We start from the raw sequence: 24,083 nt of genomic DNA, 5'->3' as shown, positions 1-24,083 counted from the left end.
TGTTGCCCTTCCGGGTTACGGAAGGGGCTGTTCAGCGGCTGCGGCGGCTTGAGTATGCCCGATCAGGGGCTTCCCGTCACCGGGGCAAGATCACCAAGCGGATCGAACGGCTCCCCGGGGCCGGGAGGTGCCGGACACTCCGGGACGAACTCCTCTCACATCTTCAGTGTCGCGCGCGGCCACCGCACCAGCAGCCCCCCGAGCTCGGCGCGATCGGGCCGGTCCGGGGCGCCCGGCCGGCCGATCCAGTCCAGGGCGGCCCCTCCGGCACCGGAGAGCCGGCCCACGAGGGCAACCCGGGCGACCTGGCGACCTGGGGGGGGGAGGGAATGCGGCATCCGGGCGCTCCTTCGGCGAGGGTGCGGTGGGCGGCGCGGGGTGCCCGGCGTGGCGTACGTAGCCGTCGAGGATGGGGCGGAGCGCTCAGCGCCGGGGGTGGTCGGTGTCGCCGCCGGCCCCGGGCGACCGGCTCGGCCGCGGAGTCCTGGGCGACGGTTCGGTGGTGGGCGCGCCTGCTCTCGAAGCAGTAGGGGGTCAACTCCCGTGCCGTGCTCATGTGTTCGGCGATTTCGTTCCCGGTGAGCAGGTACGCGAGTGTCGGCCGACAACGTGCATACGGGGGGCATGAGTTCGTCCATGCGAGTCTGCTGTCGGCCTGGATGCGGACGCAGTTGACCGCTGATCAAATACAGCCCTAGCCTCGAAGCGCCCCAGGACGCCCACCCTGGAAGGTGTCTTGGCTTCACCGTCGAACCGACCACCCGAGAGGACCCGACACCCGATGTCCCTGTGGTCTTCGATCGTTGCCGTACTCGGCACCCTCGCCGGCGCTCTGACCGCCGGGCTCCTCCAGCACCGGTCGGCACGCGCCGCGCGCATCGAGCAGCGCGCCGACAGCCATCGCCAGGACCAGCTCGGCGCCGTCACCGAGTTCGCGGCGGCGCTGGACGCCCACCGCTCGGCGATGTTCCACCGGGAGCGCCTGGCCTTGTCCGACGCGGGCGCCGAGCATCAGCTGGAGGCGCAGACGAGGTCGCACGACACCCGGGCCGCGATCACCGCGCCGCACATCCGCCTTCAGGTACTGGTCCCCGGGCTGGCCGGCCCCGCCCAGCAGGCGGCGGATGCCACGTACGCGTTGCGCAAGGCCACCAGCCGGGCCGAACTGGACGCGCGGCGGCACTCGGCCAAGCAGGCCTCGGTGGCCTTCGTCACAGCGGCCGCCGCGCTGCTGAGCCCCGGGTGATCCCCGGCCGGGACGGGGTCAGAGCCAGCCGACCTGGGTGACGAACATGGCGACGACGACCACCAGGGTCCAGCCGAGCACGTGCTCCAGCCAGGTGGAGTCGTCCTTGGGGCCTCCGGTCCGGACGAGGTCCCGGGGGGCGGCGATGGGGGCGGAGCTGTCGGCAGTCATGGCGTCCAATGTGCCAGCGTTCGCACGTTTCGCGGTAGGGACGCCAGGGGTGGTCTGCGTCACGCAAACATAGACATATAAGGACAGGGATCCGCTCCCGCCCGGGCCTCTGCGGCAGGCGGCCGGGTCCCGGCCTGCTCGGTCGGGACCCGGCGCGTTCCTTCATCCGATGCTTCATCCGATGCTTCCCCCGGCGCCTCCTCCGGTGCTTCCTGCGGCACTTCCTCCGGCGTCCCTGTCAGGCGCGGGACTCGCGGTCCCGGCTCGCCATGCCCGCCATCGCGAGGCCGAGGCACAGGGCGACACCTCCGGCGATCACGTTGCTGACCACCGTTCGCGTCGTGTCCATCTCACCGGCGATGGCCCACGGGGCGATGATCGTCCACGCACCGAGGGCGACCGCCGTCCACGCCATCGCATGGGTGCGCTCGTAGGCGGAGCCCAGACCGCTCATGCACAGGCAGAAGGCCAGGCCGGCGATCAGGTTGTTGATGGCCAGCGGGGTGAGGCCGCTGAATCCTGCGATCCACGGCGAGGCGGCCAGGTACAGGCCCGTGATCAGGGCCAGTGCTTCGACGGCCTGCGCCCGGGGAGTGCTGGTCACCCGCTCGAACCGGGTACGCATCTCGGCGAGGTCGGGGTGGTGTTCGATGCTGGGATGGGTGGTCATGGCGGGCCGCCTCCTACTGAGAAGCCTTTATGTGCCATTTACCCCACTATGTTCCACTTACCCGTGCCGCTTGGTCAACGGGGAATTCCGCGGCTTTCTCACAGCACCCCCACCGCCCTCAGCGCCCGGAACTGCGCCCGGCTCGGAAGGGCCGGCGCATAGAGGTAACAGATGCCGCCGGAGCCCGACGCGACCTTGCCGGAGGCTCCCGTGCGCTTGGTGCGCAGCCAGATCGTCTCCCACTCGGCGCGCTTGTAGACGCGGCGCACGGCGGTGTTGTCGCGCGAGTTGGGGTCGTTCGCGATCACGTCTCCGGCGGCGGTGAAACCGATGACGGTCATCAGGTGGCCCGCGGTGCCGTAGCCCGCGCCCGTGAGCTCGTCGGGGCGGAAGGACTGGGAGGTGATGGCGGGGATGCCGGCCCGGACCAGGGTTTCCAGGTCGGCCAGGGAGGTGAGGCGGGTGACGACTCCGGCCAGCCCGCGGTAGGTGGCGGCGTAGGCGGCGTTGAAGGGCCAGTTGCCGCAGCCCTTGTAGGCGGCGTCGTAGGTGGAGCGGGCCGCGTGGCAGATCTGCGGGTCCGAGTACTTCGGGTCGACCCAGGTCAGTGCGGAGGCGGCGGCCCTGCCACCCCAGTACTCGATGATCATCTGTGAGGAGGTGGGGCTGCACCAGGCCTCGCCGCCGTTGTCGTACTGGGGGTACCGGCCGGCGTGGACCTCCTGCGAGTAGCGCGGGACCTTCAGTTCGCGGGCGGTACGGGAGGGCGTGGAGGCCGGGACGGTGAAGCGGTCGGGGACGTCGGAGACCATGGCGCCCGCGAGCCAGACGGTGGGACCGCGCTCGGCGCCGGGCCTGCGGTGGAGGGTGAGGCGCAGCTGCCAGGCCGCGATCCGCAGACCGGCGGTCGCGGCCGGGGCGTCGAGGGCCAGGGTGTCGGTCCAGACGGTGGACCTCCCGTCGCTCTGGCCGTCCACGGAGGTGCGGCGGATGTCGCCGTCGCCGGAGGCCCAGCGGCCCATCACGTACCAGGGGGTGGTGGTGGCGTCGGTGTAGGTGCCGCGCAGTTCGATCTGGATCCAGGTGCCGGCCGGGGTCCGGGCGTTCCAGGAGGCGATGGCCTCGGTGGCGGGCACGGTGGAGCGGTGGAGCGGGGAGGTCCAGGTGGCGTACTCCCAGGTGCTCTTGCGGCCGGTGTGCGGGTCGGCGTACTCGGTGCGGCCGACGGCCGTACCGATCTCCAGGCCGGGGCGGGATCCCCCGACGGCGACGGTGCCCCGGTGGGTACCGGCGAGCCAGTGGCCGTAGGAGTACCAGAAGCGGTTGTCGACGGTGCGGCCCGGTGGCCGCGGGGCGGGAGCGGCGGCGGCCGGGGCACCGCCGCCGGAGACGGTGGCGGCGGTGGCCGTGGCCGCGGTGGCGACCGCGAGTGCGGCGACGAGTACGGCCCTGCGCGGCGTGGGTTCGGTCATCGCGTGTTCCCCCAGGGTGGGTCGGCACTTCGGTGGCGCTCGGGTGGCATCCGGCATCACCCTTCCAGTTCCCGGCGGCGGCGACCGGAAGCCACGGGTCGTGTCGGGCTTGTCTACGCTGGTCGGGTGGAGCCACAGCAGTCACTTGAGTCACTCGCGCGGGAGCTCGCGGCCCTGCCGCCCTCCCTCGGTCCGGTGCGCCTGATCGGGATCGACGGTCACGCCGGATCCGGGAAGAGCACCTTCGCGGGGCGGCTCGCCGAGGCTCTGGGGGCACCCGTGCTGCACCTGGACGACGTGGCCACCCACGAGGAGCTGTTCGGCTGGGAGGAGCGGCTGCGCACGCAGGTGCTGGAGCCGCTGGCGGCCGGGCGGCCCGCGCACTGGGCCCCGTACGACTGGGTGGCGCGCCGGTTCGGGCCGGAGCGGGTGCTGGAGCCGGCTCCGGTGCTGCTGGTCGAGGGGGTCGGAGCGGGGCGGGCGGCGCTGCGGCCGCGGCTGGCGCGGCTGCTGTGGATGGAGACGCCGCGGGAGCAGTCCTGGCAGCGGGGCCGGAACCGGGACGGGCGTGAACTTTCCGACTTCTGGGACGGATGGGAGCGCGCGGAGCGCGCGCACTTCTCCAACGACCCTTCGCGCCCCTTCGCCGACACCCTGGTGCGCCAGAGTGGTACGGGATACGAGTGGTCTTCCGGGGCCCCTGCGACGGCAGGAACCTCCACTTCCGTCACCAGGAGTGACGAACTCCCCCGGGCCTGAACGCCCCCGGAAATCCGCCTCCGCCGGGGCCCTGCCGACCCGCTTGACCTGGGGCCCGTGGCGGCCTTACGTTCTCAATGCGGGGCCCAAACCGGCTTCCGCGGACACGGAGCCCCCGGTTGTTCCCCCGTGATCGGGGGCTTCGTTCTGCCCGTGAACCCCTCCTCCGGCGGTGTCACGCGAGGCCGGCCCTCCCCGATCCTTCACCCTGAGTCACCGGACGCCCCAGGGGCGCACGCCGGAACCGGGCTCGTCGCGCCCTACGTAAGGTGCGTGACCGCAGGTACGATGCAGCCCTGATTTCATCGGCGCAGTGGGCAACTCATGTGCTCGTCACGGAGGTTGCCGCGCACCACGGGGGCAGGCTTGTGGGGGACGTGATGGATTTCGGCACGCCGGGCAACATGCACGCCCCGGCCGAACTCGCCTGGCTGCGCGGGGTCGACGCCTGCACCATGGGCGCCTATCCGCAGGCCGAGGAGGAGTTCCGGGCGGCCGTACGGCTGGACCCCACCATGGCGGACGCCTGGCTGGGCCTGCACGCGCTCCGGGTCGACACCGGCAACGCGTTACTTCGCATGTACGCCCACCGGGACCGGTTCGGCGAGCAGCGCGCCCGGCACCGGCGGACGCTGAACTCCTGGTACTGGCTGGGCTGGTGGGTGCAGCCGGTGCTGGAGAGCCGGCGGGACCTGCTCCTCGCCCACGCCTCGCACTGGCTGGACGGCCGCCACGTGCCCGAGCTGGACCAGGCGCTGGCCGCGCTGCCCCCGGTGGACACCGATGCGCAGGTACGGTTCCTGCACGCCTGCCGGGCCTATCTGGTCAAGGACTGGGAGCAGCTGGTCCGGCACACCGAGCCGCTGGTCGGCGACCCGCTGCTGGGCATCGAGGCCGGGCTGTTCGGCGGGATGGCGCGGGTCCGGCTGGAGATGTACGGGCAGGCGGAGCCGATGCTGGCGGCGGCGCTGATGCGGTGCCGCAGCGAGCAGCCGCAGCGCAAGGAGCTGCGGTACTGGCTGGCACGGGCGCGCGAGGGCACCGGGCGCACGGCGGCGGCGCTGCCGCTGTACCGGGCGGTGCACCGGGTGGATCCCGCGTTCATGGACACGGCGGCCCGGCTGACGGCCATCGAGGACGGCGACGACACCGACGGCGTGGCCGATCTCGCGGGCCTGGCGGGGTACGCCGCCTACGGGGGCTACAGCGGGCACGGCCCGTCCCCGGCCGGCGGGGACTTCGCGGCGGTCGCGCTGGGCGGCGGGCCCGTCCAGGACATCGCGGCGGACGGCCAGACGGAGCCCGATCCGCTTCCCCCGGCCACTCCCCCGGCGGGACGGGTGGAAGGGGCCCGGCGCAAGGTGCCGGTGCCGCCGCAGGGCACGGCCGACGGGCTGCCGGCCGGCCCGGCGGACCCGGCGGCGCTCGCCGAGGCGCTGGCGGAGCTGGAGCGGATGGTGGGCCTGGAGCCGGTCAAGCGGCAGGTGAAGGCGCTCTCGGCGCAGCTGCACATGGCGCGGCTGCGGGCGGGCCAGGGCCTGCCGGTGCAGCCGCCGAAGCGGCATTTCGTGTTCTCGGGGCCCTCCGGTACGGGCAAGACGACGGTGGCCCGGATCCTCGGCCGGGTCTTCTACGCGCTGGGGCTGCTCGGCGGCGATCATCTGGTGGAGGCCCAGCGGGCGGACCTCGTGGGCGAGTTCCTCGGGCAGACGGCGGTGAAGGCGAACGAGCTGATCGATTCCGCGATCGGCGGGGTGCTGTTCGTGGACGAGGCGTACTCGCTGTCGAACTCGGGCTACAGCAAGGGCGACGCGTACGGCGACGAGGCCCTGCAGGTGCTCCTGAAGCGGGCCGAGGACAACCGGGACCACCTGGTGGTGATCCTGGCGGGCTACCCGGCCGGGATGGACCGGCTGCTGGCCGCCAATCCGGGGCTGTCCTCGCGCTTCACCACCCGGGTGGACTTCCCCAGCTACCGGCCGCCGGAACTGACGGCGATCGGCGGGGTGCTGGCGGACGCGAACGGGGACCACTGGGACGAGGAGGCGCTGGAGGAGCTGCGCAGCATCAGCGGCCACGTGGTGGAGCAGGGCTGGATCGACGAGCTCGGCAACGGCCGCTTCCTGCGGACCCTGTACGAGAAGAGCTGCGCGTACCGGGACCTGCGGCTGGCGGGCTTCGCGGGTGAGCCGTCACGGGACGACCTGGCAACGCTGCGGCTGCCGGACCTGATGCAGGCGTACGGGGAGGTCCTGTCGGGCCGCGGCCCGCAGGAACGGCCCGACCCGCCGGCTCTCTAGCCGACGGGTCGGGGTGGCGGTGCGGGGCGTTCCCCCGGGCCTGTGCGCGGGCCGGACCGGGATCCGGCGTCAGGCGCCGCGGACGTAGGAGCGGTGGGAGGGGTCGCGGACCTCGCCGACCAGCATTTCCAGGACGTCCTCCAGGGCGACCAGTCCGAGGACCCGGCCCCCCTGGTCCGCCACCTGCGCGAGGTGGGTGGCGTCCCGGCGCATGACGCCGAGCGCGTCGTCCAGCGGGACGGTGGCGCACAGCGTGGTCATGCGGCGCCAGACCCGCTGGGGGACGGCCCGCTCCCGGTCCTCCAGGTCCAGTACGTCCTTGACGTGCAGGTAGCCCATGAAGGCGCCGCTGTCGGCACGGACGGGGAACCGGGAGTAGCCGGTGCGCACGGTCAGCTGCTCGATCTGCCGCGGGGTCACCTCCGGGCCGACCGTGACCAGCCGGTCCGGGCCGAGGAGGACGTCGGTGACGGGGCGGCTGCCCAGTTCCAGCGCGTCCTCCAGCCGCTCCTGCTCCACCGGTTCGAGGAGCCCGGCCTGCCGGGAGTCCTTGAGGAGCCGGCCCAGCTGGGCGGAGGTGTAGACGGCCTCGACCTCGTCCTTGGGCTCCACCTTGAAGACCTTCAGGACGAGCTTGGCGCAGGCGCCGAGCGCGGTGGTGACCGGCCCGCACAGGCGGGCGAAGGCGACCAGGCCGGGGCTGAACCAGAGCGCGGTCCTCTCCGGGGCGGCCATCGCCAGGTTCTTCGGCACCATCTCGCCGATGACCAGGTGCAGGAAGACCACGGCGGTGAGCGCGAGCGCGTAGCCGAGGGGGTGGACCAGGCCCTGCGGTACGTGGACGGCGTGGAAGACGGGCTCCAGCAGCCGGGCCACGGTGGGCTCGGCGACCGCGCCGAGGGTGAGCGAGCACATGGTGATGCCGAACTGCGCCGCGGCCATCATGCGGGGCAGGTTCTCCAGGCCGTGGAGCACCTGGCGGGCCCGCTTGGAGTCGGCCGCGAGGGGCTCGATCTGGCTGCGCCGTACGGAGACGAGCGCGAACTCGGCGCCGACGAAGAAGCCGTTGGCGAGGACCAGCAGCAGGGCGAACAGAAGCTGGAGTGCGTTCACCGGGTGGCGCCTTCCAGCTCGGCCCGCTGCGGTTCGAGCGCGGACGTGCCGTCGGCCGCGGAGGCGGGCCGGTACGTGCCGGCGGCGGGCACCGCCGCCAGCCGGACGAGGCGGACCCGCTCGGCGCGGTTGCGGCCGACCCGGCGGACGGACAGCTTCCAGCCGGGGAGTTCCGCGCGGTCCCCGGGGGCGGGGATCCGGCCGAGCAGGTCGGCGACGAGGCCGGCGACGGTCTCGTACGGGCCTTCGGGTACGTCCAGGCCTATCCGGCGCAGGGTCTGCACCCGGCAGCTGCCGTCGGCCTCCCACGAGGGGCGGCCGTCCTCGGCCGGTACGGCGGCCAGTTCGGGGGTCTCGTCCTCGGCGAAGTCGTGCTCGTCGCGGACCTCGCCGACGAGTTCCTCGACGATGTCCTCCAGGGTGACGACGCCGGCGGTGCCGCCGTACTCGTCGACGACCACGGCCATCGGCTGCTCGCTGCGCAGGCGCTCCAGCAGCGGCTGCACCGGCAGGGAGCCGGGTACCAGCAGCGGGGCGACGCAGATCCGGCTCACGCTGGTGCGGTCGCGTTCGGACTCGGGCACGGCGAGGGCGTCCTTCAGGTGGACGACGCCGGTGACCTCGTCGATGCGATCGCGGTAGACCGGGAAGCGGGACAGGCCCGTGGCGCGGGTCAGGTTGAGGACGTCGGCCGCGGTGGCCGTGTGCATCAGGGCGCTGACCCTCACGCGGGGGGTCATGACGTGCTGGGCCGTGAGCTCGCCCAGCGACAGGGTCCGTACGAAGAGGTCGGCGGTGTCCTGTTCGAGGGCGCCGGCCTGCGCCGAATGGCGGACCAGGGAGAGCAGCTCGCCGGGGGTCCGGGCGGAGGCCATCTCCTCGGTCGGTTCCACGCCGAGCGCCCGCACGAGTCGGTTGGCGACCGCGTTGAGGGCGGCGATGACCGGGCGGAAGGCGCGGGAGAAGGCGTGCTGCGGGCCGGCGACGAAGCGGGCCACCTGGAGCGGCCGGGAGACCGCCCAGTTCTTCGGGACGAGCTCGCCCACGACCATCTGGACGGCGGAGGCGAGCAGCATGCCGATGACGACGGCGACGCCGGGGACGGCTCCCTTCGGCAGGCCGGTCGCGGCGAGCGGCCCGGCCAGCAGTGCGGCGAGGGCGGGCTCGGCGAGCATGCCGACCACGAGGGAGGTGATGGTGATGCCGAGCTGGGTGCCCGAGAGCTGGAAGGACAGCTCCCGCAGGGCCTTGACCACCGTGCGGGCACGGCGGTCTCCGTCGGCTGCGGCGCGTTCGGCCTCGGGTCGCTCCACGGTGACGAGGCCGAACTCGGCGGCCACGAAGAAACCGTTGGCGAGGATGAGGGCGAAGGCCGCCGCGAGCAGAAGTAGCGGGGTGGTCATGCCGCCGCCTCCGAGGGGAGGGCGGCGCGGGTACTACCGGACGATCCGTCCATTGCTGGAGGGAGTCACTCCTCAAGTCGCAGGTGCCCACGGGCCACGAGGTCCCGGGGCCGGTGGGAGGGCGCACAGCTGCGCCCCGCCACCAGGGTAGTCATTGAGATCCCGGCCGCAACGGTACGCAGCCGTGAGATGGGCCGACTCAGTGGTCGTGGGCGCCCGTTCCGCGGGTTTCGGCCAGGGCGCGCAGGGCGCGGGCGTCGCCGATCGCCTGCTGCCTGGCGATGCCGGGCTGGATGCCGAGGGCGGGCAGGCTGGTGCCGTCGCTGAGGTCGAGGAAGACCCACGGGTCGCCGGGGCGGAGGTTGACCCGCAGGATCTGGGCCCACTCCAGGCGGCGGGTGGTGGTCAGGTTGACGACCGTGACGCCGGTCTCGTCCGCGACCACCTTGGGGCGGCTGAGCAGGACGAGTACGGAGCTCAGCAGGACGGCGGTGAAGACGAAGCTGGCCCGCTCACCCGGGCCGAGGTTCTCCAGCAGCAGGGCGATCGCCGTGATGGTGGCGAACATGGCGATCCCGACGCCCAGCAGGACGACCCGGGTGCGGGTCGGCCGGAAGGTGACCGGCAGGTCGGGCGTGACGGGCTGGGCGGCGGACTCGGCCATGGTGCGGTGCCTTCTGGAGGTGGCGTGGTGCGGTTCGGGAGGCGGCGTGCCGGTCGGGCACGCCGGTCCTCAGAGGCGGCAGGCGTGGATCGACGTGGTGAGGATCGCGCGCGCGCCGAGCTCGTACAGGTCGTCCATGATCCGCTGGGCTTCCTTGGCGGGGACCATCGCCCGGACGGCGACCCAGCCCTCGTTGTGCAGCGGGGAGACGGTCGGCGACTCCAGGCCCGGGGTGAGGGCGACCGCGCGCTCCAGGTGCTCGGCGCGGCAGTCGTAGTCCATCATCACGTAGCTGCGGGCCACCAGGACGCCCTGCAGGCGGCGCAGGAACTGCTGGACCTGCGGGTCGCCGGCGTCGGCGCCGTTGCCGCGGATGACGACGGCCTCGGAGGTGAGGATCGGCTCGCCGATGACCTCCAGGCCGGCGTTGCGCAGGCTGGTGCCGGTCTCGACGACGTCCGCGATGATCTGCGCGACGCCGAGCTGGATGGCGGTCTCGACCGCGCCGTCGAGGTGCACGACGGAGGCGTCGATGCCCTGGTCGGCGAGGTGCTTGGCGACGATTCCCTCGTACGAGGTCGCGATCGTCATCCCGCCGAAGTCCTCGGGGCCCTTCGCCGTGCCGGGGGTGGTGGCGTAGCGGAAGGTGGAGCGGCCGAAGTTCAGCGGCAGGATCTCCTCGGCGCTGGCGCCGGAGTCGAGCAGCAGGTCGCGGCCGGTGATGCCGATGTCCAGCTTGCCGGAGGAGACGTAGATCGCGATGTCCTTGGGGCGGAGGTAGAAGAACTCCACCTCGTTCTCGGGGTCGACGACCACGAGCTCCTTGGACTCCTTGCGCATCCGGTAGCCGGCCTCATGGAGCATCGCCGACGCCGGTCCGGAGAGTGAACCCTTGTTGGGGACGGCGATGCGCAGCATGGGGCTTCCTTTGGTGCGTGGATTACGGATGTGCGGACGGGTGTGCGTGCCGGGACTCAGAGGTGGGCGTAGACGTCGTCGAGGGAGATCCCGCGCGCCACCATCATCACCTGGACGTGGTAGAGCAGCTGGGAGATCTCCTCGGCGGCGGCTTCCTTGCCTTCGTACTCGGCGGCCATCCAGACCTCGGCGGCCTCTTCGACGACCTTCTTGCCGATGGCATGGACGCCCTTGTGGACGAGCTCGGCGGTGCGTGAGGTGCTGGGGTCGCCTTCGGCGGCCTTGCGCTGGAGCTCGGTGAAGAGCTCCTCGAAGGTCTTGGGAGTCTTGTCAGCCATGATGCCCTTAGAGTACGGGCTGACCCGGGTCCCCCGGTGCGGGGGTTCACTCCTTGGACTAGCGCCAGGGTTCGCTGACGGTCCGCAGGGTCATGGCGGTGGAGACGGCGGCGGTGACCGCTTCGTGCCCCTTGTCCTCGTTCGACCCTTCGAGTCCGGCGCGGTCCAGTGCCTGCTCGTCGTTGTCACAGGTCAGTACTCCGAAGCCGACCGGGACTCCGGTGTCGATCGACACCTGCACCAGGCCCTGGGTGACGCCCTGGCAGACGTAATCGAAGTGCGGCGTGCCGCCGCGGATGACCACTCCGAGGGCGACGATGGCGTCGTAACCGCGACCGGCCAGTACCTTCGCCACGACCGGGAGCTCGAAGCTGCCGGGGACGCGGAGCAGGGTGGGCTCGTCGATGCCCAGCTCGTGCAGGGCCCGCAGGGCTCCGTCGACCAGTCCGTCCATGACCTTCTCGTGCCACTGGGCCGCGATCACGGCGACTCGGAGGTCTCCGCAGTTCTTCACGCTCAGTTCAGGTGCGCCCTTGCCGCTCACAGCTCTGCTCCTCGGTGGTTCGTGGTGGGGATGGTGGATGTACGTACGGGTGGTGGTGGTGGTGCGTGCCTACTGGTTGCCGCAGGCGGAGGTGGTCACGGGCCCGTCCAGCCAGGGCAGGTCGTGGCCCATCCGGTCCCGCTTGGTGCGCAGGTACCGCAGGTTGTGCTCGCCGGCCTCCATCGGCATGGACTCCCGGCTGGTGACCGTGATGCCGTGCCGGACGAGGGCGTCGGACTTCTCGGGGTTGTTGGTCATGAGCCGGACGCTGTGCACGCCGAGGTCGGCGAGGATCTGGGCGCCTGCGCCGTAGTCGCGGGCGTCGGCGGGCAGGCCGAGTTCCAGGTTGGCGTCGAGGGTGTCACGGCCGCGCTCCTGGAGCTCGTACGCGCGCAGCTTGGACAGGAGTCCGATGCCGCGGCCCTCATGGCCGCGCAGGTAGACGACGATGCCGCGGCCCTCGGCCTTGATGCGTTCCATGGAGGCGTGCAGCTGGGGGCCGCAGTCGCAGCGCTGGGAGGCGAAGATGTCGCCGGTCAGGCACTCGGAGTGCACGCGGACCAGCATGTCGGCGCCGTCGCCGATCTCGCCGTGGACGAGGGCGACGTGCTCGACGCCGTCGACGGTGGAGCGGTAGCCGTAGGCGGTGAACTCGCCGAACGCGGTCGGCAGGCTGACCTCGGCCTCGCGGCGCACGGTGGGCTCGGCGGAACGGCGGTAGGCGATCAGGTCCTCGATGGAGATGATCGTCAGGCCGTGCTTGCGGGCGAAGGGGATCAGCTCGGGCAGGCGCAGCATGACGCCGTCCTCGCCGGCGATCTCCACGATGGCGCCGGCCGGGCGCAGGCCGGCGAGGCGGGCGAGGTCCACGGCGGCCTCGGTGTGGCCGTTGCGGACGAGGACGCCGCCCGGCTTGGCGCGCAGCGGGAAGATGTGGCCGGGGCGGACGAAGTCGCCGGGCTCGGAGACCCCGTCGGCGAGCAGTCGCAGGGTGGTGGCGCGGTCGGCGGCCGAGATGCCGGTGGAGACGCCGTGGGCGGCGCTCGCGTCGACGGAGACCGTGAAGGCGGTCTGCATGGACTCGGTGTTGTTCTGGACCATCTGCGGGAGTTCGAGCCGGTCCAGCTCGGGGCCCTCCATGGGGGCGCAGATCAGGCCGCGGCACTCGCTCATCATGAAGGCGACGATCTCGGGGGTGGCCTTCTCGGCGGCGATGACGAGGTCGCCCTCGTTCTCGCGGTCCTCGTCGTCGACGACGACGACGGGACGGCCCGCCGCGATGTCGCGGATCGCCTGCTCGACGGGGTCGAGGCGGAAGGTCTCTTCGGGGATGTCGGGCACGGGCTTGAGGCTGGTCATGCCGTTGCTCCTTCCGGGGCCGGGGCGGGGGTGGTGGTGCGCGAGCGCTGGTACCAGTCGTAGGCGCCCCAGATCACGAGGGCGAAGTACACGACGTAGACGAGGCCGGAGAAGGCCAGTCCGTTGTTGAAGGCGAGGGGGACGCCGACCAGGTCGACGAGGAGCCAGGCGAACCAGAACTCGACGAGGCCGCGGGCCTGGGCGACCATCGCGACGATGGTGCCGACGAAGATGTAGGCGTCGGCCCAGGGACTCCAGGACAGCGACGGGTAGAGCGTGAAGAGGCCGCCGACGGCGAGGGTGCCGAGGGCCGCTCCGCCGAGCAGCAGTCCGCGCTCGGTCCAGGTGGCGGTGCGTACGGCGATGGAGCCGTCCTGGGCCTGCTGCCTGCCGCGCTGCCAGGCGATCCAGCCGAAGACGGCCACGCCGATGACGAGGAGCTGCTTGCCGACGCCGCCCGCGAGGTGTGCGGAGGCGTAGGCGGCGATGAGGATCAGGCCGGAGAGGAGCTGGGCGGGCCAGGTCCAGATGGAGCGGCGCCAGCCGAGGGCGAGCGCGGCGAGGCCCATCAGGTTGCCGATCATGTCGGACCAGATGACCTTCTGGCCGAAGACCGTGAAGGCCTCCGCGTTGAGCCAGGTCAGGGCGCTCACCGTTCGTCTCCTGCCGCGTGCAGCGGGTTCACGCCGGCGGCCAGCAGGCGCTCGACGTACTTCGCGAGGACGTCGACCTCCAGGTTGACCGGGTCGCCGCTCTGCTTGATGCCGAGCGTGGTCAGCGCGAGGGTGGTGGGGATGAGGCTGATGGTGAACCAGTCGGCGGCGGCCTCGACCACGGTGAGGCTGACGCCGTCGACCGTGATGGAGCCCTTCTCGACGACGTAGCGGGAGAGGTTCTGCGGGAGCGCGACCTTGACGATCTCCCAGTGTTCCGAGGGGGTCCGGGAGATGATCTCGCCGGTGCCGTCCACGTGTCCCTGGACCAGGTGGCCGCCGAGCCGGCCGCCGAGGGCCATCGGGCGCTCCAGGTTGACCCGGGAGCCCTTGGCCAGGGCGCCGAGGCTGGAGCGGTTCAGGGTCTCCTGCATGACGTCGGCGGTGAACTCGCCGTCCTCGGTCTCCACGACGGTGAGGCAGACGCCGTTGACCGCGATGGAGTCACCGTGCTTGGCGCCCTCGGTGACGAGGGGGCCGCGCAGCCGGAAGCGGGAGGCTTCCTCCAGCTGCTCGACAGCGGTGACCTCGCCCAGTTCTTCGACGATTCCGGTGAACACTCAGTGCTCCTTGGTGGCGGTGGTGGCGGGGACGGGGACTGCGGTGATGCGGAGATCGGGGCCGATGCGGACTGCCTCGGTGATGTCGAGGCGCCGCGCACCGGAGATGTTCGTGATCCCGGCGTCGGCGAGGGCCGCGGGGCCCGCGCCGAGGAGGGCCGGGGCGATGTAGCCGATGACACGGTCGACGGTGCCGCCTTCGAGGAAGGCGCCGGCCAGCGTGGGCCCGCCTTCCAGCAGGACGGAGCGCACACCGCGCCGGTCGAGGTGGGTGAGGAGGTCCGTGACGCCGATGCGGCCGTCGTGCAGGGGCAGCCGGAGCAGTTCGACGCCGGGCAGGTGCCGGGTGTCGGCGTCCTCGCCGACGACGAGCAGGGTGGGCGCGGCGTCGTCGAGGATGCGGGCGGTCGCCGGGATCGTGGCGCGGGTGTCGAGGGCGATCCGCAGCGGCTGCGTGGCGCCTTCGACGCCGCGGACGGCGAGGTGCGGGTCGTCGGCGCGCAGGGTGCCGCCGCCGACGAGGACGGCGTCGCTCTCGGCGCGCAGCCGGTGGACGTCGGCGCGGGACTCGGCGGAGCTGATCCAGCGGCTGGTGCCGTCCGCGGCGGCGCTGCGGCCGTCGAGGGTGGCGGCGTACTTCCAGGTGACGTGCGGCCGGCCCAGGCGTACGGAGGTCAGCCAGGCGGCGTTGCCCGCCTCGGCCTCGGCCGCGAGGAGTCCGGCCGTGGTGTCGATCCCGGCCGCGCGCAGGGTGGCGGAACCGCCGCTGGCCTGCGGGTTCGGGTCGGAGACGGCGTAGACCACGCGGGTGACGCCGGCGCCGGCGAGGGCCTGGGCGCAGGGTCCCGTACGGCCGGTGTGGTTGCAGGGTTCGAGGGTGACGTAGGCGGTGCCGCCGCGTGCGGCCCCGCCCGCGGCGCGCAGTGCGTGGACCTCGGCGTGCGGGCCGCCGGCCCGTTCGTGCCAGCCCTCGCCGACGATCGCGCCCGTGGCGTCCGTGATGACGCAGCCGACGACCGGGTTGGGGCTGGTGGAGCCGAGCCCGCGGGCCGCGAGCTCGACGGCTCGGCGCATGGCACGGGTGTCCGCGTCGGGTACTGCGTGCGCGGCGTGTGTCGCCACCGGGTCCTCCTGCCTCATCGGGCACGGACTCCGGGGCCTGTCGGGATACGACAGATGAAGCGGTACAGCGCACAGGGGACGCCGAGGCCGGAAAAACGGTTCGACCTGGCATATCCGCAGGGATATGCCGACGAACCGCCGACGGCGGCGTACCGGTGACTGGCCCGCCGCGCACTGCCTCCCATCCGGACTTTAACCGTCGGTCCAGGAATCTCACCTGGTCAACCGGCCGCTGGCTGCGGACGGGTCGCGGACTATAACCGCCGGTTCGGAATTACACCGACCCCGGAGTGCGCTGCTACTGGTACTCCAGCCAGTCTGCCATGCCCGATCGGCCACCATGCGGGCGATGTGGTGTGGCCTGGCTCACAGGGGGTTCGGTACCGGTGCGGACTTCGTCAAGTCGGGCGGGGTTGGTCCAGACCTATTGACGAGGTGGTCTAGTCCTCTTAACGTTCCCTTCATCCTCCCGGGAACAGCCCGTCAGATGTGCGCACGTCACGGGCCAACACGCTTCTGCACCAGTCCTGTTGCTTCATGTTGTGTCCAGTTGTGTCCTGCAACCTCCCCTCCCCAGGAGGCACAATGCCGTCCCCCACACGTACGAGAGCCCTGCTCCTGGCATCCGGCGCCGCAATCGCCGGACTCCTGGTGGGCGGGCTCTCGGCGGGCGTCTCGCACGCGGCCGACAACGAGGGCTGTCGCCCAGACGGGCTGTACAAGACCGCCGGCGTCGACGTCCCCTACTGCTCGGTCTACGACTCCGAAGGCCGCGAGAAGATGGGCGCGGACCACCAGCGCCGCGTCATCGGATATTTCACCGGCTGGCGCACCGGCAAGGACGGCGCCCCCGCCTACCTCGCCAACAACATCCCGTGGTCCAAGGTCACCCACCTGAACTACGCCTTCGCCCACGTGGGCGCCGACAACAAGATCTCCGTCGGCTCGGACGGCGTGAACAACGCCGCCACCGGGATGACCTGGCCCGGCGTCGCCGGCGCCGAGATGGACCCGGCCCTCCCGTACAAGGGCCACTTCAACCAGCTGACGAAGTTCAAGAAGCAGTACCCGAACGTCAAGACGCTGATCTCGGTCGGCGGCTGGGCGGAGACCGGCGGCTACTTCGGCGACGACGGCAACCGCGTCGCCTCCGGCGGCTTCTACTCGATGGCCACCAACGCCGACGGCTCGGTCAACCAGGCAGGCATCGACACCTTCGCCGACTCCTCCGTCGAGTTCATCCGGAAGTACGGCTTCAACGGCGTCGACATCGACTACGAGTACCCGACCACCATGAAGGACGCCGGCAACCCGCTGGACTGGCAGCTGGCCAACGCCCGCCGCCCCGGCCTCGTCCAGGGCTACGCGGCCCTGATGAAGTCCCTGCGCGAGAAGCTCGACCGCGCGGGCGCCGCCGACGGAAAGCACTACCTGCTCTCCGTCGCCGCCCCCTCCTCCGGCTACCTGCTGCGGGGCATGGAGACCTTCCAGGTCCAGAAGTACCTGGACTACGTCAACATCATGTCCTACGACCTGCACGGCGCCTGGAACGAGTACGTCGGCCCCAACGCCTCGCTCTTCGACGACGGCAAGGACGGCGAACTCGCCGCCGCCGGCGTGTACTCCACCTCCCAGTACGGCGGCATCGGCTACCTCAACACCGACTGGGCCTATCACTACTTCCGCGGCTCGATGCCGGGCGGCCGGATCAACATCGGCCTGCCCTACTACACCCGCGGCTTCAAGAACGTGCAGGGCGGCACCGACGGCCTGTGGGGCAAGGCCCCCGCGACCACCTGCCCGGCCGGCGCGGGCCTGACCAAGTGCGGTGACGGCGCGGTCGGCATCGACAACCTGTGGCACGACAAGGACACCAACGGGGCCGAGTCCCCGGCGGGCTCCAACCCGATGTGGCACGCCAAGAACCTGGAGAAGGGCGTCGTAGGCGACTACGTCACCACATACGGCTTCCCCGCGAACACCACCCTGACCGGCACCTACGTCCGCAAGTACGACTCCACCCTGGTGGCGCCGTGGCTGTGGAACGCGCAGAAGAAGGTCTTCCTCTCCACGGAGGACGAGCAGTCGGTGGCCGCCAAGGCCGACTACGTCGTGAACAAGGGCATCGGCGGCACGATGGTCTGGGAACTCGCCGGCGACTACGCCTACAACGCGGCCAAGGGCCAGTACGAGATGGGCGACACGCTCACCGACACGATGTACCAGAAGTTCAAGTCGGCCTCCCCCTACGGCGCGAAGAAGGCGGGCGCCACCGCCCTGCCGACCCAGGCCGTGGACATCAGGACGGAGTTCACCGAGTTCAAGCTGGGTGACTCCAACTACCCGCTCACCCCGAAGCTGAAGATCACCAACAACACGAACGCCACGCTGCCCGGCGGCACCGAGTTCCAGTTCGACTACGGCACCTCGGCCCCGAACAACGCCTCCGACCAGTCCGGCTTCGGCACGACCGTCATCAGCAGCGGCCACACCGGCACCAACGTCGGCGGCCTCAAGGGCGACTTCCAGCGGGTCTCCCTGAAGCTCCCGGCCTGGCAGACCCTGACCCCCGGCGCCTCCGTCGACCTGGCGTTCAACTACTACCTGCCGGTGTCCACGCCCTCCAACTGGACGGTGAAGATCTCCGGCACCACCTACGCCCTCGCCGGCGACCTGGCCCGCGGAACGACGACGGTCCAGCCCGGCGGTGGCACCCAGCCGCCCACCACTCCCCCGACCACACCCCCCACCACTCCGCCCACGACCCCGCCGACCACGCCCCCGGGCGGGACCTGCACCAACCCGGCGTACGTGGCGGGCACGGTCTACAACAGCGGCAACGTCGTCTCCCACAAGGGCCGCAACTGGAAGGCCCAGTGGTGGACCCAGAACGAAGAGCCCGGCACCACCGGTGACTGGGGTGTCTGGAAGGACCAGGGCGCCTGCTGACCCCGGCACCCTGACGCACGAGCGAACGTGAGGACCCGGTGGCCCGGCGGCCACCGGGTCCTCTCTCGTGCCGCGCGCCCGCGCCTCGTACGCTGCTGCGGTGATCACACACACCACCGCGTCCGACGCGGACTTCGAGGAGAACCGGCCGCGGATGTTCGGCATCGCCTACCGCATGCTCGGCTCCGCCGCGGAGGCCGAGGACACCGTGCAGGAGGCGTACCTGCGCTGGGCGTCCGCGGACCGCGAGGGGATCGAGCACCCCGGTGCCTGGCTCGCCAAGGTCGTCACGAACCTGTGCCTCAACACCCTCACCTCGGCACGGGTGCGGCGCGAGGCGTACGTCGGCCCCTGGCTCCCGGAGCCGGTCCTCACCGGGGACGGCACACTCGGCCCGCTGGAGTCCGCGGAGCAGCGGGACAGCGTGTCCATGGCCCTGCTGGTGCTGCTGGAGCAACTCACGCCGGTGGAACGGGCCGTCTACGTACTGCGCGAGGCCTTCGCCTACAGCCACCGGGAGATCGCCGGCCTCCTGGACCTCACCGAGGCCAACTGCCGCCAGCTCTACCGGCGGGCCGCCGGCCGGGTCGCCGCCGAACGCGCGGCCGAGCCCGAGCGGCGCTTCGAACCGGACCCCGAACGGTGGCAGAGCCTCGTGGAAACCTTCATGACGGCGGCGCGCGGCGGGGACCTGGCCCGGCTGGAGGGGCTCCTCACGGCCGACGTCCGGTTCGTCTCGGACGGCGGAGGCGTGGTCAACGCCGCGCTGCGGCCGATCCTGGGGCGGGAGAAGGTGGCCAGGTTCGCGATCGGGGTGCTCAAGAAATTCGCCGGAGACCTGCCGGTCAGCGTCGCGGAGATCAACGGGGTCCCGGCGCTGCTCTTCGGCGGGACGGCCGTTCTTCTGGTGGAATTCGAGAACGGGCTGGTCAGCGAGGTCAGCACGGTACTCAACCCGGAGAAGCTGGAATTCCTCCAGCGGCAGCTGTCACATTCCTGAGAGCCGTCCGGTCTCCGCTGCTGAAGGAACCACATCGGCGAAAGGCGGACCCATGAGCACCATCCTCGTCACCGGTGGCACCGGCACCCTCGGCGTACTGGTCGTGGACCGGCTCCGGAACGCGGGCCACGAGGTCCGCGCACTGAGCCGGCACTCCCCGCAGTACCCGGTCGATCTGTCGGAGGGCAGCGGGCTGGACGCGGCGATGGCGGGCGCTGAGGTGGTCGTGCACTGCGCGAGCAACACCCGCGGCGGGGGCAAGGGCGACGACACCGCCACCCGGCACCTCATCGACGCGGCCCGGCGGGCGGGGACCGTCACCAACATCGTCTACATCTCCATCGTCGGGGTGGACGTGGTGCCGCTCGGCTACTACCGGACGAAGCTGCGGGTCGAGCGGCTGCTGGAGGCGTCCGGGCTGGGCCTGACCATCCTGCGCACGACGCAGTTCCACGACCTGGTGGCACAGCTGGTGGACACGGCGGCGAAGCTGCCGCTCGTCCCGGTGCCGAGCGGGGTACGGGTCCAGCCGATCGCCGTCGGGGAGGTCGCGGACCGCCTGGCGGAACTGGCGGTCCCCACCCCGTCGGGCCGGGTCCCGGACATGGGCGGCCCGGAGATCCACACCCTGCCGGACCTGGCCCGCACCTACCTGACCGCGACGGGCCGCCACCGCCGGGTGATCCCCCTCCCCCTGGCGGGCAAGGCCTACGCGGGCTTCAAGCGCGGCGGCAACCTGACCCCGTCCCACGCGGTGGGCCGTAAAACGTTCGCGGAATTCGCATCGTCCGCGGCATCCGCTGCGCGGCGGGGGCGGTAGGGGGGAGCTCCGGGCGGGGCGGGGCCGGGGAAGGCGGGGCGGGGGCTCCGGTGTGCGGGAGCTGCTCGTTCGGTGGTCAGGGATGTGTATGGGGGTTTCCCGTCAGTCTCATCGTCTCTCCGTGTCGGGCCGGTCCCTCAAGGGCGCTCCTTCGTCGCGTCGCTTCGCGATGGCCTTCGGCCACCCTTGACCGACCGTCCCGCCCCGGAAATCCGAAGACTGCCGAGAAGCCCCCAAAAGAACGAGCCGGGCACTCAAGGATCAGGACGGGGCGGCCAGAGACCCCCTGCCCGGACGGGGGTGAGGACGACCCGACAGACGGGGCCCATCCAGCCCCCGGCCCGGGTCGGGGGAAGCGCACCACATCGCTACGCGCTCCCCATCTCACAGCGTCCGACGACCGTCCTGGGCTGGACATAGGCCGCCCACAGCCTCGATCCGGCGCTCGACCTGCGACCGACGACCGGCCGGGGCCCGCCACAAGCCGCCCACGACCTCGATCCGACGCACGACCTGCGTCCGACGACCGGCCGGGCCTGGACGCAAGCCGCCCACCACCCATTTGCTTCTCCCAGACTGCGTCCGGCGGGCAGTTAGGGGCTGATGAGAGCCGTCGAGAGGGACTCACGGCTGACAGCTCCGGTATTCCGTCGTGGAACCGGGTCAGCGAGACCACGACACCGCAAACCCACCACCAAACAGGGGCAATTGGGGCAAATTAGCGGCCTTCTGGGCCACCCATGTGCGCTGACCTGTATCCACGACGAAATAGCCGCAGTCCCACGCCTTTTCACCCCGGACGACGGCCAGACGCAGCCAAAGAGGACCCTCAATGCGCCTGGGCGGGCGTGCCGACGGTCGGCCGCCACCAAAGGGAGCGCCCAAGGGTCGTGTGCGCCCCATGACCAACCGCAGACGGTCGTCGGACGCCGTCATCGAGAGACCCGTGAGTGGTGGGCGGCCTATGCCCAGCCCAGGACGGTCGTCGGACGCTGAGACGTCAGGAGCGCGTAGCGATTGGACGCGCCTCCCCCGATCCGGGCCCGGGTCTGGATGGGCCCCGCCTCTCGGGCGTCCCCGCCCCCGTCCAGGCAGGGGGTCTCTGGCCGCCCCGTCCCTTAAAGCTTGGACCGGCTCGTTCTTTTGGGGGCTTCTCGGCAGTCTTCGGATTTCCGGGGCGGGACGGTCGGTCAAGGGTGGCCGAAGGCCATCGCGAAGCGACGCGAGGAACGAGCGCCCTTGAGGGACCGGCCCGACACGGAGAGACGATGAGACTGACGGGAAACCCCCATACACATCCCTGACCACCGAACGAGCGGCTCCCGCACACCGAATCACCGCCCGCATTCCTGCTACCGGGCAGCCGACTCCCGCCAGCCAGAGCCCCGCCGCACTTGCCCGACCCCGGCCAGCCACCCCCGCCAGCCGACGCCCCCGCCGTGCCTCCCGGACCCCGCCCCGCCGGGGCACCCGGCGGGGTGGGGCTCTCGGGCTAGCCTCCGAACAGCGCCTTCTGTGCGGCCTCGCGTGCTGCGAGTTCGGCTCCCGACAGCACCGCCGGGTCGCCCAGCACCGTAGCCCGGATCTCCGTCGGGACCGGAGTCAGCTTCGCCACGCGGTCGGCGACCCGGGCGGCCAGGGCGGGGCCGCCTGCGCGGCCCAGTTCGCCCGCCAGGACCACGCAGCCCGGGTCCAGGATCGCGGCGGCGGCCGCCGCGCCCAGCGCGAGCCGGTCGGCCAGGGCGTCGAGGAAGGCCTCACCCGCGGCTCCGGCCACAGCCTCCTCCGCCGGGCCCGTGAAGCCGTGGGCGTGCGCCAGCGCGGTCACGGCCTCGCGGCCCACCAGGGCGTGGAACCCGCCCTCGCAGTCCGCGGCCGAGGGCAGGCCGCCGGTGCCCGGCACCGGGAGGAAGCCGATCTCGCCCGCCCCGCCGGAGGCGCCCCGGCGCAGCCGGCCGTCCAGGACCACGGCCGCGCCCACGCCCGCGCCGAGCCACAGCAGGACGAAGGAGTCCAGGTCGCGGGCCACGCCCAGGCGCTGCTCGGCGAGGGCGGCGAGGTTGGTCTCGTTCTCGACGACGACCACGGCGGGCAGGCTCCGCTGCAGGGCGGTGACCAGGTCCCGGTGCCAGGCCGGGAGGCCGCTGGTGTCGCGGAGTTCGCCGGTGGCCGGAGCGACGAGGCCCGGGGCGCCGACGACGACGGTGTGCAGTTCGGCGGCGCCGGCCTCGCGGGCGGTGCGCAGCAGGGCGGCCACCGCGTCCTCGGGGGCGCCGACGGGCAGGGCGGCTTCGGCGAGGGGGCGGCCGAGGAGGTCGGTGACGACGGCGGTGACCCGGTCGGTGCGGACGTCGAGGGCGGCGAGGTGGGCGCGGTCGGCGACGATCCCGTACAGCTTGGCGTTGGGGCCGCGGCGCTGTTCGCCGGATTCGCCGGCGACCTCGATGAGTCCGGCTTCGGTGAGCCGGTCGACGAGGTCGGCGACGGAGGGCCGGGAGAGGCCGGTCATGGTCTTGAGCTGGGTGGCCGTCAGCGGCCCGGATTCCTGGAGGAGTTGCAGGGCCAGGCGGTCGTTGATGGCCCGGGCCGTGCTGGGCGAGGCGGGGGACGGCACCTGGGTGGGGGTGGGGGCAGGAGTCACGGCGCCCATCCTAAGGAGTCGGGCCCGTTATTTATCAGGCAGGGTCCCTGATAGTTTAATCGTCATGACCGGGGACACCGACCTCAGCCCGGCGCGCCTGCGCCATGCCCGCTATGCCATCGCCGCCGTCTTCTGCACCCACGGTGCCGTCACCGGCTCCTTCGCCACCCGTATCCCCTGGATCCAGGAGCACGCCCAGCTCAGCGCGGGCACCCTGGGGCTGGCCCTCGCCGCCCCCGCCGTGGGCGCGGCCCTCGCCATGCCGCTGGCGGGCCGGATCAACCACTGGCTCGGCGCCCGCACGGCGCTGCGGGTCCTGCTCTCGCTCTGGACCCTGTCGCTGATCCTGCCGAGCCTCGCCCCGAATCTGCCCACCCTCTGCTTCGTGCTCTTCGTCTACGGAGCCACCGCCGGCATGTCGGACGTGGCGATGAACGCGCTGGGCGTGGAGACGGAGAACCGGCTGGGCCGCTCGATCATGTCCTCGCTGCACGGCATGTGGAGCGTGGGCGCGCTGCTCGGCTCGGCCGCGGGTACCGTCGCCGCGCATGCCGGGGCCGACGCCCGGCTGCACCATCTGGTCGCCGCGCTGGTGCTGACGGCGGCCGGGCTGTTCGCCGTACAGGGCGTGCTGGACCTGAGGGCCGACGAGGAGGCGCAGGCGCCGCCGCACTTCGCGCTGCCGCCGAAGTCGGCGCTGCTGATCGGGGCCGTCGGGTTCTGCGCGGTCTTCGCCGAGGGCGCGAGCCTGGACTGGTCGGCGGTCTACCTGCGGGACGTCCTGCACACGGACGCGGGTCTGGCGGCGGCCTCCACCACGGCGTTCGCGCTGACCATGGCCCTGGCCCGGCTGGTCGGGGACCGGGTGGTGGACCGGTTCGGGGCGGTGCGCACGGTGCGGGCGGGCGGGGTGGTGGCCACCGCGGGCGGGCTGCTCGTGGTCGGGGTCCGGCATCCGGCGGGCGCTCTGGCCGGGTTCGGGCTGATCGGGCTCGGGATCGCGGTGGTGGTCCCGCTGGCCTTCGCGGCGGCGGGGCGCAGCGGCCCGGCGCCGGCGCAGGCCATTGCCGGTGTCGCGACGATCACGTACACGTCGGGGCTGATCGCGCCGTCGGCGATCGGCGCGGTGGCGGACGCGACCTCGCTGGTGGTGTCCTTCGGACTGGTCACGCTGCTGGCGTTCGCGCTGGTGGCGGGTGCCGCGGTACTGCGCCAGGGGCCCGTGGTGGGGCAGGCTGGGGGCGATCTCGGCGGGGCGACGGCGAAGTCCGGACCCACCGGCCTCGACGAACCTGCCCAAACCCGGCCGTAATATGTCGAC

General features: G+C 72.0%; 22 protein-coding genes and 1 riboswitch. Of the genes, 7 read left to right on the top strand and 15 right to left on the bottom strand.

Annotated features, from left to right (window positions below; all coding sequences use genetic code 11):
- Nucleotides 1-155: 155 nt before the first annotated feature.
- Nucleotides 156-338, bottom strand: coding sequence for a hypothetical protein (locus tag Sspor_RS33800; RefSeq protein WP_202202482.1), 183 nt, complete (start codon nt 336-338; stop codon nt 156-158).
- Between the two features lie 443 nt (nt 339-781).
- Between Sspor_RS33800 and kilB the strand changes: the two genes are divergently transcribed.
- On the top strand, nt 782-1,246 hold the full coding sequence (gene kilB, locus Sspor_RS33795) for a plasmid transfer protein KilB (RefSeq protein WP_202202481.1): 465 nt from the start codon (nt 782-784) through the stop codon (nt 1,244-1,246).
- 18 nt (nt 1,247-1,264) lie between these two features.
- Here the strand turns inward: kilB and Sspor_RS33790 are convergent, their stop codons facing one another.
- From Sspor_RS33790 to Sspor_RS33780, 3 genes are all read right to left on the bottom strand, one after another.
- The gene (locus Sspor_RS33790) at nt 1,265-1,417 is read right to left on the bottom strand and encodes an SCO1431 family membrane protein (protein WP_202202480.1); all 153 of its coding nucleotides are present in this window, start codon (nt 1,415-1,417) and stop codon (nt 1,265-1,267) included.
- Nucleotides 1,418-1,655: 238 nt separating this feature from the next.
- The gene (locus Sspor_RS33785) at nt 1,656-2,087 is read right to left on the bottom strand and encodes an SPW repeat protein (protein ID WP_202202479.1); all 432 of its coding nucleotides are present in this window, start codon (nt 2,085-2,087) and stop codon (nt 1,656-1,658) included.
- A 98-nt stretch (nt 2,088-2,185) separates the two neighbouring features.
- The gene (locus Sspor_RS33780; protein ID WP_202202478.1) at nt 2,186-3,559 is read right to left on the bottom strand and encodes a C39 family peptidase; all 1,374 of its coding nucleotides are present in this window, start codon (nt 3,557-3,559) and stop codon (nt 2,186-2,188) included.
- A gap of 126 nt (nt 3,560-3,685) precedes the next feature.
- Here Sspor_RS33780 and Sspor_RS33775 point away from each other — a divergent pair, with 126 nt between their 5' ends.
- Both Sspor_RS33775 and Sspor_RS33770 read left to right on the top strand, forming a co-directional pair.
- A complete protein-coding gene (locus tag Sspor_RS33775) occupies nt 3,686-4,318 on the top strand; it encodes a uridine kinase family protein (RefSeq protein ID WP_202202477.1) in 633 nt (210 codons plus the stop codon).
- Between the two features lie 380 nt (nt 4,319-4,698).
- Nucleotides 4,699-6,618 (top strand): AAA family ATPase, encoded by a 1,920-nt coding sequence (locus tag Sspor_RS33770; RefSeq protein WP_202202476.1) that lies wholly within the window; start codon nt 4,699-4,701, stop codon nt 6,616-6,618.
- Nucleotides 6,619-6,687: 69 nt separating this feature from the next.
- On the opposite strand, the gene Sspor_RS33765 is transcribed toward Sspor_RS33770, so the two are convergent.
- From Sspor_RS33765 to ribD, 10 genes are all read right to left on the bottom strand, one after another.
- Nucleotides 6,688-7,731, bottom strand: coding sequence for a hemolysin family protein (locus Sspor_RS33765; RefSeq protein ID WP_202202475.1), 1,044 nt, complete (start codon nt 7,729-7,731; stop codon nt 6,688-6,690).
- The gene (locus Sspor_RS33760) at nt 7,728-9,134 is read right to left on the bottom strand and encodes a hemolysin family protein (protein WP_202202474.1); all 1,407 of its coding nucleotides are present in this window, start codon (nt 9,132-9,134) and stop codon (nt 7,728-7,730) included. Before Sspor_RS33760 ends, Sspor_RS33765 begins: the two co-directional genes overlap by 4 nt.
- Nucleotides 9,135-9,333: 199 nt before the next feature.
- The gene (locus Sspor_RS33755) at nt 9,334-9,798 is read right to left on the bottom strand and encodes a PH domain-containing protein (RefSeq protein WP_202202473.1); all 465 of its coding nucleotides are present in this window, start codon (nt 9,796-9,798) and stop codon (nt 9,334-9,336) included.
- Between the two features lie 69 nt (nt 9,799-9,867).
- The gene (gene hisG / locus Sspor_RS33750; protein WP_202202472.1) at nt 9,868-10,716 is read right to left on the bottom strand and encodes an ATP phosphoribosyltransferase; all 849 of its coding nucleotides are present in this window, start codon (nt 10,714-10,716) and stop codon (nt 9,868-9,870) included.
- A gap of 56 nt (nt 10,717-10,772) precedes the next feature.
- Nucleotides 10,773-11,054 carry a phosphoribosyl-ATP diphosphatase gene (locus Sspor_RS33745; RefSeq protein WP_030774590.1) on the bottom strand — a complete coding sequence of 94 codons (282 nt, stop codon included), beginning with the start codon at nt 11,052-11,054 and terminating at the stop codon, nt 10,773-10,775.
- Between the two features lie 58 nt (nt 11,055-11,112).
- The gene (gene ribH, locus Sspor_RS33740) at nt 11,113-11,598 is read right to left on the bottom strand and encodes a 6,7-dimethyl-8-ribityllumazine synthase (protein WP_007262951.1); all 486 of its coding nucleotides are present in this window, start codon (nt 11,596-11,598) and stop codon (nt 11,113-11,115) included.
- A 69-nt stretch (nt 11,599-11,667) separates the two neighbouring features.
- Nucleotides 11,668-12,957, bottom strand: coding sequence for a bifunctional 3,4-dihydroxy-2-butanone-4-phosphate synthase/GTP cyclohydrolase II (locus Sspor_RS33735; protein ID WP_202202471.1), 1,290 nt, complete (start codon nt 12,955-12,957; stop codon nt 11,668-11,670).
- Entirely contained in the window at nt 12,954-13,610 is a 657-nt protein-coding gene (locus Sspor_RS33730; RefSeq protein WP_202202470.1) for a nicotinamide mononucleotide transporter family protein, read from the bottom strand. Before Sspor_RS33730 ends, Sspor_RS33735 begins: the two co-directional genes overlap by 4 nt.
- Nucleotides 13,607-14,230 (bottom strand): riboflavin synthase, encoded by a 624-nt coding sequence (locus tag Sspor_RS33725; RefSeq protein ID WP_202202469.1) that lies wholly within the window; start codon nt 14,228-14,230, stop codon nt 13,607-13,609. The genes Sspor_RS33730 and Sspor_RS33725 overlap by 4 nt, the downstream gene beginning before the upstream one ends.
- Nucleotides 14,231-15,370 carry a bifunctional diaminohydroxyphosphoribosylaminopyrimidine deaminase/5-amino-6-(5-phosphoribosylamino)uracil reductase RibD gene (gene ribD, locus Sspor_RS33720; protein ID WP_202202468.1) on the bottom strand — a complete coding sequence of 380 codons (1,140 nt, stop codon included), beginning with the start codon at nt 15,368-15,370 and terminating at the stop codon, nt 14,231-14,233.
- 149 nt (nt 15,371-15,519) lie between these two features.
- A riboswitch (FMN riboswitch) is annotated at nt 15,520-15,650 on the bottom strand.
- A gap of 287 nt (nt 15,651-15,937) precedes the next feature.
- On the opposite strand from ribD, the gene Sspor_RS33715 reads away from it, so the two are divergent.
- The 3 genes from Sspor_RS33715 to Sspor_RS33705 all read left to right on the top strand — a co-directional run bounded on the left by Sspor_RS33715 (nt 15,938) and on the right by Sspor_RS33705 (nt 20,121).
- Nucleotides 15,938-18,301 (top strand): chitinase C-terminal domain-containing protein, encoded by a 2,364-nt coding sequence (locus Sspor_RS33715; protein WP_202202467.1) that lies wholly within the window; start codon nt 15,938-15,940, stop codon nt 18,299-18,301.
- Nucleotides 18,302-18,401: 100 nt separating this feature from the next.
- Entirely contained in the window at nt 18,402-19,301 is a 900-nt protein-coding gene (locus Sspor_RS33710; protein ID WP_272934854.1) for an RNA polymerase sigma-70 factor, read from the top strand.
- A gap of 52 nt (nt 19,302-19,353) precedes the next feature.
- Nucleotides 19,354-20,121, top strand: a complete 768-nt coding sequence (locus Sspor_RS33705) for an SDR family oxidoreductase (RefSeq protein WP_202202466.1) — start codon at nt 19,354-19,356, stop codon at nt 20,119-20,121.
- 1,492 nt (nt 20,122-21,613) lie between these two features.
- On the opposite strand, the gene Sspor_RS33700 is transcribed toward Sspor_RS33705, so the two are convergent.
- Nucleotides 21,614-22,771, bottom strand: coding sequence for an ROK family transcriptional regulator (locus Sspor_RS33700; protein WP_202202465.1), 1,158 nt, complete (start codon nt 22,769-22,771; stop codon nt 21,614-21,616).
- 55 nt (nt 22,772-22,826) lie between these two features.
- Between Sspor_RS33700 and Sspor_RS33695 the strand changes: the two genes are divergently transcribed.
- Nucleotides 22,827-24,074: an MFS transporter gene (locus Sspor_RS33695; RefSeq protein ID WP_202202464.1), complete on the top strand. Its 1,248-nt coding sequence runs from the start codon at nt 22,827-22,829 to the stop codon at nt 24,072-24,074.
- The last annotated feature ends 9 nt before the right edge of the window (nt 24,075-24,083 follow it).

It is taken from the genome of Streptomyces spororaveus (assembly GCF_016755875.1).
GTDB lineage: Bacteria > Actinomycetota > Actinomycetes > Streptomycetales > Streptomycetaceae > Streptomyces > Streptomyces spororaveus.
The sequence above is the reverse complement of the archived record's forward strand: the minus strand, read 5'-3'. Positions and strand labels throughout refer to the sequence as shown.

Coding starts and splice junctions, on each gene's coding strand:
- Sspor_RS33745 (WP_030774590.1), bottom strand. CDS start 11,054: ATGGCTGACAAGACTCCCAAGACCTTCGAGGAGCTCTTCACCGAGCTC.
- Sspor_RS33780 (WP_202202478.1), bottom strand. CDS start 3,559: ATGACCGAACCCACGCCGCGCAGGGCCGTACTCGTCGCCGCACTCGCG.
- Sspor_RS33800 (WP_202202482.1), bottom strand. CDS start 338: ATGCCGCATTCCCTCCCCCCCCCAGGTCGCCAGGTCGCCCGGGTTGCC.
- Sspor_RS33700 (WP_202202465.1), bottom strand. CDS start 22,771: ATGGGCGCCGTGACTCCTGCCCCCACCCCCACCCAGGTGCCGTCCCCC.
- Sspor_RS33760 (WP_202202474.1), bottom strand. CDS start 9,134: ATGACCACCCCGCTACTTCTGCTCGCGGCGGCCTTCGCCCTCATCCTC.
- Sspor_RS33790 (WP_202202480.1), bottom strand. CDS start 1,417: ATGACTGCCGACAGCTCCGCCCCCATCGCCGCCCCCCGGGACCTCGTC.
- kilB (WP_202202481.1), top strand. CDS start 782: ATGTCCCTGTGGTCTTCGATCGTTGCCGTACTCGGCACCCTCGCCGGC.
- Sspor_RS33770 (WP_202202476.1), top strand. CDS start 4,699: ATGGATTTCGGCACGCCGGGCAACATGCACGCCCCGGCCGAACTCGCC.
- Sspor_RS33755 (WP_202202473.1), bottom strand. CDS start 9,798: ATGGCCGAGTCCGCCGCCCAGCCCGTCACGCCCGACCTGCCGGTCACC.
- Sspor_RS33785 (WP_202202479.1), bottom strand. CDS start 2,087: ATGACCACCCATCCCAGCATCGAACACCACCCCGACCTCGCCGAGATG.
- Sspor_RS33695 (WP_202202464.1), top strand. CDS start 22,827: ATGACCGGGGACACCGACCTCAGCCCGGCGCGCCTGCGCCATGCCCGC.
- hisG (WP_202202472.1), bottom strand. CDS start 10,716: ATGCTGCGCATCGCCGTCCCCAACAAGGGTTCACTCTCCGGACCGGCG.
- Sspor_RS33715 (WP_202202467.1), top strand. CDS start 15,938: ATGCCGTCCCCCACACGTACGAGAGCCCTGCTCCTGGCATCCGGCGCC.
- ribD (WP_202202468.1), bottom strand. CDS start 15,370: ATGAGGCAGGAGGACCCGGTGGCGACACACGCCGCGCACGCAGTACCC.
- Sspor_RS33705 (WP_202202466.1), top strand. CDS start 19,354: ATGAGCACCATCCTCGTCACCGGTGGCACCGGCACCCTCGGCGTACTG.
- Sspor_RS33735 (WP_202202471.1), bottom strand. CDS start 12,957: ATGACCAGCCTCAAGCCCGTGCCCGACATCCCCGAAGAGACCTTCCGC.